Here is a 9,116-nt window from a genome sequence, read left to right on the forward strand (position 1 = left end):
ACTGGAGGGAAGAGGTGGGGGCTCATTTGCCCCCAATTTGGTTATTTTCCGAAGTGATAGCTCAAGGTGAGGTTGATCACCGGTTGCCAGTCATGCTCCTTGATGAGCCACTGCTTGGCGCCGATCTCGGTGCCCAGTCGCCACTGCTGCCAGCACCAGCTGCGCTCCAGCGTGAGCCCCCAGTCCCGCAAGCCTTCGTCCGCCCCATAGGCGGCCATGTGGGCCTTACTGCCGCGGGTCAGCCAGAGATTGAGGGAGAGCCCGGCAGGCAGCGGCAGGCTGTGCTCCATGTACCAGAGCTGGCCATAGCGCCCGCTGACGTCATAGAGCTGGCCCAGGGTCAGCTGGTGATCGTCATCCAGTTGCCAGCCCAGGCGCCAGAGTGCGCTGAAGCGGGTACGGTCGATCACCTCCATCGGACTGACGCCGAGGGCGATAAAGCTCTTGTCGTAGAGCGGCAGCGCCACTCCGGCGCTCTGGCCGTCGGCGAAGATGAGGCCGACCTGGGTCTCCCGTTCGTAGCCGACCCAGAACTGGGTACTGTCGCTGCTGCCGCTGCCCGCCTGCTTGCTGTCCAGCTGCCACTGACCGCCGATGGCCAGCTCCTTGGCGCAGACCGGCAGCGCCAGGAGCAGCAGCACCAGCCAGTGCTTATTTGTTGCCATAGAGCCGCACCCAGTCCCGATCCTGATGCATGCCCATCAGGTGGCAGATGATGCCGGAGCGCTGGAAGGCGTAGATGAGCAGCACGCTGGTAGCGCTGAGCGCCATGATGAGGCCGAAATTGTTGGGCAGTATGGTGCCCTGGCGGGCGGTCCACCACAGCAGGAGCGGGCCCCACAGGTGCACGAAGATGCTCTTGTGGAAGATGAAGACGGTCAGCGAGTACATGCCGATCCAGTTGAGGGGGCGCCAGCAGAGGCGAATGTTGCGCTGATGCAGCCAGAGCACGGCCCCGATCACCAGAAACTCCATGCCCCAGATGCCGGCACGTCCGATCATGTCCATCGCCAACTCGTGCTCGTTGGCGTAGATGTCGCTGAGCTCGACCGTGCTGCTCTCGCCGAACATGAGATAGCAGGCCAGCGCCAGCAGCGAGAGTGTCAGCACCAGCGTGTTGAGGCGGTCCCGCCATTGGGGTCGCTGATGCCAGCACCAACCGTAGAGGAAGCCGAAGCAGCCGCTGGCCATGAAGAGGTCGAGGCGGGCATCCAGCTCGTAGTCGGGGTGCACGTGCAGCTTCATCCAGCCATCGAGGTGACCGAGCAGATCCTGTACGCCGAGCTGATCCAGCAGCAGGCTGAGCAGGGTCAGCAGCAGCATGCCGCGGATGCCGAACCAGGCGTAGACCAGCGAGAAGAGCGCCAGCAGGCACATCCACAGCATCACCGGATAGAAAGAGATCGCCTCGCCGAAGTTGGGGGCGATGACCAGTCCTTCCACATAGAGCACCAGTATGATGCTGGCGAACAGCACCAGCTTGCCGCCCAGCTGCGGTCTGAAGCTGGCCTGATCACGGCGACTGAGGTTGAAGGCGGCCAGCGCCAGGTAGATCTGGCTGACCCAGGGGATGAGCCAGGCCGACACCTGGGCCGTCAGATGATCCATGGGCAGCAGCTGACCGGCCATCGCCTTGTGGGAGAGGTAGAAGCTGTCCCACAGGGCGTGCTCCCGATTGAAGAAGTCGATGTACCAGTAGTTGAGGTAGCCGGTGTAGTGCTCGAAGACGGCCATGAAGATGACGAGCCCTCGCAGCAGATCGAGGCCCGTGATGCGCGCATCCTGTGGAGGCATGCTGATGCTCCTGTATCGGTCGGAAAAGGAGCGGCACTATAGCGGTTGTCGTGAAACTGAACGGGAGCTGAATGTAAGCGAATGTTACTCGCAATTACCCCGCTGACCTTGCCACAAGGGCAACCGGGAGGATCGGGCTGTCATGATTTGTAATAGTTTTGGCGCTTTTTCAGCCTTTCTGGCGGCCAAACGCCTGGATGCCGCGCACCAGGACCAGCCAGCCGACCACGTGAAACGGCAGCGCCATGGCGTAGAGCAGCAACCAGTGGCTCTCGGTGCCGCTGCTATTGATGAAATCGATCCAGGCGGCCAGCAGGGCCAGCATGCCCGCTATCTGGAAGCGGCGGCGCAGCACCACCTCGACGCCCAGATTGGCAAGATAGAGCGTCAGCAGTATGCCGGCAAAGCCGGTGAGCTGGGCGGTGCCGTAGAGTTCTCTGTCCGGGTTGAACAGCAGGGCGACGAGGGGAGTAATGCCCTGATCCAGCGGGATCAGGGCCAGCAGCCAGCAGGCGATGAGCAGCAGGGCTGTCTTCATGCCGGGCTCAGTCGGCGGCTTGCGCCGGTTTGACCAGGCTGAGGTAGTTGGCATCCATCTTGAGGAATACCCCCAGCAGCCGGGCACTGGCGCCGTAGAAGCCGAACTGGTCGGCGGCGCGGCAGGCGCTCTCGAATTTGTCGAACCAGCCGAGCAGGTGGCCGTGCAGCAGGGACTCCTGCTCGCCGAGCCAGCTTTCACGCTGGGTGGCGGTGGTCGCCTCGGCGGCACGGATGATGAGGTTGCCCATCAGATCCAGCTCGATGGCCAGGTGATCGGCAGGCTCCTTGTATTTGTCGCTGACGTTGATGCCCAGGCGTTCGAGGCGCGCCTGCATCTCGCTCATGGGGGCCTGCATCAGCAGCTTGCCCTCGCCGCGATAGAGCGACTCGTAGGGCAGGGCCCCCTGCTTGGGGTCGACCAGAAACAGGCCGGCGAAGTCGGCGGCCAGCTCCAGCTGGCGATCCGGGCGCACCAGCAGGCGGGCGATGGCCTCGTTCAGTTCGGCCACGGCCTCGCGCATGGGGTCGAGAGTGGAGAGGCTCTTCAAGAAGCTGCGCACGTCATAGGTGTCGTATTCAGCGATCTGTGCATCACTGAGCTCGGCAGCGAACAGGGTGGAGAACCACCAGTAAAGCTCGGCCCGGCGTTCGCTGGTAGCCATGAATTCCTGCATTTATCCTCCGTGGATGACAATCGGGAGCCATAGAGGCTCCCGATTCTAACGACTTTAAAAATAAAGGAAACTCAAGGGGTGACTTTCGTCCCCTCGGGTCACAGTGCCGGGAACATGGGATCGATGCCCTTGGCGGATTCCGGCGCTCCGAAGGCGGTGACGGCCGGCGCCTGCCCGCGGAATTTCTCGATCTCCACCAGGGCGGTGTGGGCCGTGGTGGCCTGCGCCAGGCTGGAGGAACCGATATCGGCAGTCAGCACGTTGGGATCGCCATAGGTACACAAGGTCCCCACCTTGCCGCCTTCCTGCGGGCTGTACCAGGCCCCCTCCTGGATGCGCACCACGCCGGGGGCGTAGTCTTCGCTCACCACCAGACCGGCCAGCACCTGACCGCGGCCGTTGAAGACCCGCACCAGATCCCCGTCCTTGAGCCTGCGCGCCCTGGCGTCTTGCGGGTTCATGTAGACAGGCTCGCGCCCCTGCACCGTGTAGGTGGCACGGTAGGCATCGGAGGAGCAGAGCTGGCTGTGCAGCCTCTTGTCCGGGTGACAGGATTGCAGGTGCAGCGGGAACTGCTGGCTGCCATGACCGCCGTGGGAGCGCTCGTAAGGCTCGATCCAGACCGGGTGGCCCGGGCAATCCGCGTAGCCGTAGTCGGCGATGGTCTTGGAGTAGATCTCGATGAGGCCGGACGGGGTGCCCAGCGGTTCCAGATCCGGCTCCTTGCGGAACGACTCGTGCCGCACCCAGGGCTGGCCCGCCGGGAAGCTGACGAAGCCTTCACCGTGCCAGAACTGGCTGAAGCGGGGCAGGCGGATACCGATGCCGCGGCCCTGCAGGCGGGCGTCGTCATAGATGCTCTGGATCCACTCCAGCTTGGTTTTGCCACCGGTGAACTCGGCCTCGCGATCGAAACGACGGCACAGATCGGCGAAGATGTCGTAGTCGTCGCGCGCCTCGAACAGCGGCTCGACCACCTTGTGCATGGCCAGGATGCCGGCGTTGGAGTGGGAACCCCACTGCTCGATGTCATCCCGCTCGTAAGTGGTGGTGGCCGGCAGCACGATATCGGCGAAGCGGCAGCTGGCGGTCCACTGGTGATCCACGCTCACCACGGTTTCCAGCTTGCGCCAGGCGGCGATCATCTTGTTGCGATCCTGCTGGTGGTGGAACGGGTTGTTGCCGCAGAACACCGCCATCTTCATCTGGGGGTAGGTGATGGTCTGACCGTTGAAGGCGATGCGCTTGCCCGGATTGAGGATGCAGTCGACGAAACGGGCCACCGGGATGAACCTGGAGTAGCCCTTCCAGTCACCGTCGTGCAGCGGTTTGACCCCGGGGATGACGGAGCTGAAGCCGGACATGATGGGGCCTGTGCTGGTGATGGTACCGGCGCCGTTGTAGTGCCAGCCAAACCCGTAGCCGCCGCCCGGCAGACCAATTTGGCCCAGCATGGAGGCCAGTACCACCAGCATCCAGGCGTACTGTTCGCCGTGGTGCATGCGCTGCACGCACCAGCCGCCGATGAGCTGGGTGCGGCCGCTGGCCATGGTGCGCGCCAGCTCGCGAATGGTTTCGGCAGGCACGCCACAGATGGCGGCCGCCCACTCGGCATCTTTCACCTGACCATCCTTGGTGCCCAGCAGATAGGGCAGGAACTTGTCAAAGCCGGTGGTGTAGTTCTTGAGGAAGGCCTCGTCGTGACGCTTCTCGCTGTAGAGGGTATGGGCGATACCCAGCATCAGGGGTACATCGGTCTGCGGGTTCAGGGTCACCTGATCGCAATTGAGGTACTTCTGGGTCTTGGACTTGACCGGGTCGACGCTGATGACCTTGATCTCGCCCCTGGCCACCTTCTCTTTCAGCTGAGCCCAGTATTCGTAGACGCTGTGATCCGGCACCAGCCAGCCCACCTGCAGGTTCTTGATGGGATCGGAACCCCAGATGACGATGGTCTTGCTGTGCTCCAGCACCAGGGGCCAGGAAGTCTGCTGCTCGTACACCTCCATGGCGCCCGCCACGTGGGGCAGGATCACCTGGGCGGCACCGGTGGAGTAGTCACCGGCCTTGGCCAGATAGGTGCCGTGCAGGTTCATGGCTCGGCCCAGCATGGCGCCGGCGGAGTGCAGTTTGCCCACTGACTGCCAGCCGGAGTGACCGGCGTAGAGGGCGCTCGGGCCATAGGTTTTCTGCACCCGTTCCAGCTCGTGATAGAAGAAGTCCAGCGCCTGGGACCAGGTCACCCGCACGAAGCGGTTCTGGCCGCGCTCGCGGGTGTCGGACTGGTGGCCCTTGCGCAGCCAGTCCAGCCGCACCATGGGGTAGCGGATGCGGGAGGGGTTGTAGACCACCTCACTCAGGGCCTTGAACATCTCGGTCGGATGCTTGTCATGCTCGAACGGCAGGGTCTCGACCCAGCGGCCATCGACCACACGGGCGCGAAAGGCGCCCCAGTGGGAGCCGGACTGCACCAGTTTTTCACCGGACTCGGCGGCCATCACGGCGCGACCGAGCAGGGAGGGGCCGATCAGGGCGCTGGCACCGCTGGCCAGCAAGCCACCCAGAAAACCACGACGGGAAATATTGATCATCTTGTTATTCCTTTCTCAAATCCGGACTTAGTGGCTGCCCTGACCACCGGTATCGGCGGCATGGTTTTGCAGGTACTTGAGCAGGGTGCGCTCCTCTTCCTTGCTCAGGCGGTAGTAGGCGGACATGGCCTTGAGACCCGAGATCCAGCCGTTGGCGGTGAAGTGAGCCGGATCCGGCGCCGCGTGGCAGGAGTTGCAGGTGGACTTGTACATCTCGCCGGCATAATCCCAGATCGGTTTGAGGGAGGATTCGAGGCCCTTGCCATCGACCCAGGCCTGCACCTGCACCTGTTCCCACTCGATATGGGTGGCGCTGTCAGTTTCCTGTTTCAGGATCTGCTCGTTCGCCCTGAGCTCGTCTCGGATGGTGGCCACGAAGACCCGCTTGCCCATGTACTCGCTCAGCACGCGGCCCTTGCCTTCGGTTTCGCGCCAGCCTTCGATGGTCACCTTGAGGCGATCGCCGCTGCGGGCCACCACCTCGATGCGGGAGGCGGGCAGCAGCTTGCCGACCGGATCGGTACTCTCTTCACTTTCGTAGAGATCCTTCTCGCCCAGGGTGTAGAGGGTCTCGGCGACCGGTGCCTCTTGTGCATCGCTTGCCAGGGTGGCGTAGGTGGCACGGAAGCCGCCCGCCATGTTCGGCAGCTCGTGGGCGATCCCCTTGTGGCACTCGATGCAGTTCATGTTCTTGGCGGCGGCATCCTTCATCGCCAGGGCGGCGGCGGGGGACTGCTTGGCGTGGTCCATGTTGTCGTAGCTGTGGCAGGACTTGCAGGTCTTGGAGTTCTGGCTGCTCATGCGGGCCCACACCTTCTCGGCCAGGTGCAGGCGCCTGTCCTCAAACTTCTCCTGGGTGTCGATGCTGTGGCCTATGTACTGCTGATAGAGGTCGTTGGCCGCCTCCATCTTGCGGGCCACCTTGCCGACGAAGTCCTTCGGCTGGTGGCAGTCGGTGCAGATGGCCTGGACGCCGGAGGCGTTCTTGAAGTGGATGGACTCCTTGTACTCGGGGTAGACGGTGTCCTTCATGGTATGGCAGGAGATGCAGAACTCGAGGGTACTGGTCTTCTCGAAGCCGTAGTGCAGGCCGACGCTGCCGGCCAGGGTGACCCCGACGCCCGCCAGCACCAGCGCCAATACCGACCAGCGGCGGCTGGGGGTGCGCAGGAAATGCCACAGTTTTTTCATCATGCTCTCTCACATCGCTTTTTTGATGGAGGCCATGATAGGGAGGCGTTGTGAACAGGGCTGCCGCCGAAAATTAACGAAATAGGGGTATTTATGAAAAATTATGAATAGAATAATTCCCCCATGTTGAACTCTGTCTAACCCTGCGGAACCTGCCCATGAGCCACCACATTCTGGTTGTTGAAGACGATGCCGTGACCCGCGAGAAGCTGACCGGCTATTTCGAGCGGGAGGGCTATCGGGTGACCGCGGTCGAGAACGGCCAGGAGATGCGGGCCGTGCTGGCAGCGCAGGAGGTGGCCCTGGTGATGCTGGACATCAACCTGCCGGGGGAGGATGGCTTGCTGCTGACCCGAGAACTGCGCGCCCGCAGCACGGTGGGGATCATCCTGGTGACCGGCCGCAGTGATGCGGTGGACCGGATAGTGGGCCTCGAGATGGGGGCCGACGACTATGTCACCAAGCCGTTCGAGCTGAGGGAACTGCTGGTGCGGGTCAAGAACCTGCTGTGGCGCATCTCGTTGGCCGCAGCCCAGCCGAGCGAGCCGGCGGTGGCCGACGATGCGGTGCGCTTCGGCCCCTGGCGCTTCGACATCCCCCGCCGCCAGCTCAGCCGTGACGGGGTGCCGGTGCGCCTGACCAAGGCGGAGTACGAGGTGCTGGTGGCCTTTATCGCCAACGCCGGGCGGGTGCTGAGCCGGGAGCGGATCCTGGCCCTCACCAGCCACCGGGGTGACGGCCCGAGCGATCGCACCATAGACGTGCTGATCCGCCGCCTGCGCGGCAAGATGGAGCAGGATCCCCGTGACCCGCAACTGTTCGTCACCGTACACGGGGAAGGCTATCTGTTTGCCGGCGAGCTGGCCGCCTGATCCTTGGCTTTGCTAGGCGCTCAGGCCGATGGCCGGGTGTCGAACTGCGGGCAGTCGTCCCCTATCTGGTGCCAGGGGGCCTTGGAGCCGACGAAGATGTGAAACGCGGGCTTCTGGCTCGGCGCCTCGTCCAGTATCCCCAGCCGTAGATTGATCTTGCCCGTGCTGCGCTTCTGGCTGAACAGGCTGGAGCCGCAGTGGCGGCAGAAGGCGAGGCTGGTCTCGTCCGATTTCTGGTAGCGGGCGATGGCCTCGCCCCCCTTCGCGATGGTCACCTTGTCACCATCCAGCCCGCCGACCGAGGCGTAGTCCGCCCCGGAAAACTTGCGGCATTCGGAGCAATGGCAGTTGCCCATGTAGTCGAACTGATCCGGCAGGGTCAGGGCCACGGCGCCGCACAGGCAGCTCGCATGCAATGTGTTCATCTCTTCTCCTTGAGTACTTGGTTAGTTGCCGCTGGCGTCGAAGCCGACCCGGTAGACGGGGCGAAAGGTGCCATCGGACAGCGAATCGGCGGGATTGGCCAGGGGGGCCTCCAGAGTCAGGATGGGGGGGCCCATCACCCGCGGGCACTGGTGCTCGCCGGCCTCGGGACTTTGCAGCAGGCAGACCGCCTGGGCCACTGCAAGGCGCCCCTGCTGGCGCATCTGATCGCTGTTGGCGGCCAGAACCTTGCCCCGGCGCAGGCCGCGCTGCACCCCGTGGCTGAAGTAGGTGCTCAGCACTTGAGGTTTTGCGAGGCCACGTTGCGCCAGCTCGTTGACCGCCACTTCGGCGGCGATGGCGCCCCCCACCAGATAGTCGAGGTCGGGATGGCGGGCCAGGGTCTGCTGCACCAGGGTGCGCTGGATCTCGCGGCTGTTGTCACCGCGCGCCGTGGTCACCAGCCTGATGGCGCTCCCCTCGATGCCGTCGGCAAAACCGGGCTCGACGAAGTTGTTGCCACCGCTCGCCTGCGGGCCGGGAAAGAGCGCCACCGTCACCGGCGGGCTGCCGGCAGGGTGGCGCTTGGCTAGCCAGTGGCCCATCTGCCAGCCCATCTGATACCAGGAGACCCCCACCTTGGCCTTGACCAGTCCGGCGGGCAGATCGTTGACCAGGCCGAACACCGGCAGCGGGCTGGCGCCGATCGCCTCGCCGAGCCCGTCGTAGCTCACCGCACCGAGCAGGATGGCGTTGCTCCCCTCGCTCACGCACTGCTGCAACTGGCGGCGCTGTTCGGCAAGGGCGCCGTAACCGCCCGCCTCGTGGATGCGCAGCTTCACGCGAAGTCGCTTGGCCTCCTCCACCATGCCCTGATTGACCGACAGCCAGTAGGCGTCGCGCAGGTGGGGGTAGAGGGCGCACAGGGTCAGGGGGGGCGTGACGGGGGTGGGCCCTTGCCAGTTCAGACGGGCCGGCTTGCCGCCGAAGGCGCCGTCGGGCCAGTGATCCACCTCGAAGGCGCGGGCGCA

Annotated in this window: 9 protein-coding genes; 1 reads left to right on the forward strand and 8 read right to left on the reverse strand. The window is 64.1% G+C overall.

The window, feature by feature from the left end:
- Positions 1–41 precede the first annotated feature (41 nt).
- The 6 genes from BN1143_RS21360 to torC all read right to left on the reverse strand — a co-directional run bounded on the left by BN1143_RS21360 (position 42) and on the right by torC (position 6,793).
- Positions 42–665: a hypothetical protein gene (locus BN1143_RS21360; RefSeq protein ID WP_042052149.1), complete on the reverse strand. Its 624-nt coding sequence runs from the start codon at positions 663–665 to the stop codon at positions 42–44.
- Complete coding sequence (locus tag BN1143_RS21365; protein ID WP_042052152.1) at positions 652–1,794, reverse strand: hypothetical protein; 1,143 nt, start codon at positions 1,792–1,794, stop codon at positions 652–654. Before BN1143_RS21365 ends, BN1143_RS21360 begins: the two co-directional genes overlap by 14 nt.
- A gap of 169 nt (positions 1,795–1,963) precedes the next feature.
- The gene (locus tag BN1143_RS21370) at positions 1,964–2,332 is read right to left on the reverse strand and encodes a hypothetical protein (RefSeq protein WP_042052153.1); all 369 of its coding nucleotides are present in this window, start codon (positions 2,330–2,332) and stop codon (positions 1,964–1,966) included.
- A 7-nt stretch (positions 2,333–2,339) separates the two neighbouring features.
- Positions 2,340–3,008 (reverse strand): molecular chaperone TorD, encoded by a 669-nt coding sequence (gene torD, locus BN1143_RS21375; RefSeq protein WP_017779924.1) that lies wholly within the window; start codon positions 3,006–3,008, stop codon positions 2,340–2,342.
- Positions 3,009–3,106: 98 nt separating this feature from the next.
- Positions 3,107–5,599 (reverse strand): trimethylamine-N-oxide reductase TorA, encoded by a 2,493-nt coding sequence (torA, locus tag BN1143_RS21380; protein WP_042052155.1) that lies wholly within the window; start codon positions 5,597–5,599, stop codon positions 3,107–3,109.
- 27 nt (positions 5,600–5,626) lie between these two features.
- On the reverse strand, positions 5,627–6,793 hold the full coding sequence (gene torC, locus BN1143_RS21385) for a pentaheme c-type cytochrome TorC (RefSeq protein WP_082038678.1): 1,167 nt from the start codon (positions 6,791–6,793) through the stop codon (positions 5,627–5,629).
- A 155-nt stretch (positions 6,794–6,948) separates the two neighbouring features.
- On the opposite strand from torC, the gene torR reads away from it, so the two are divergent.
- On the forward strand, positions 6,949–7,662 hold the full coding sequence (gene torR, locus BN1143_RS21390) for a two-component system response regulator TorR (protein ID WP_025201259.1): 714 nt from the start codon (positions 6,949–6,951) through the stop codon (positions 7,660–7,662).
- A 20-nt stretch (positions 7,663–7,682) separates the two neighbouring features.
- On the opposite strand, the gene BN1143_RS21395 is transcribed toward torR, so the two are convergent.
- Entirely contained in the window at positions 7,683–8,087 is a 405-nt protein-coding gene (locus tag BN1143_RS21395) for a GFA family protein (RefSeq protein ID WP_017779928.1), read from the reverse strand.
- A 21-nt stretch (positions 8,088–8,108) separates the two neighbouring features.
- The coding region (torT, locus tag BN1143_RS21400) for a TMAO reductase system periplasmic protein TorT (RefSeq protein WP_042052160.1) at positions 8,109–9,116 on the reverse strand (1,008 nt) is incomplete at its 5' end.

The sequence above is a fragment of the Aeromonas dhakensis genome, from assembly GCF_000820305.1.
In the GTDB taxonomy this organism is placed as follows: Bacteria; Pseudomonadota; Gammaproteobacteria; order Enterobacterales; family Aeromonadaceae; genus Aeromonas; species Aeromonas dhakensis.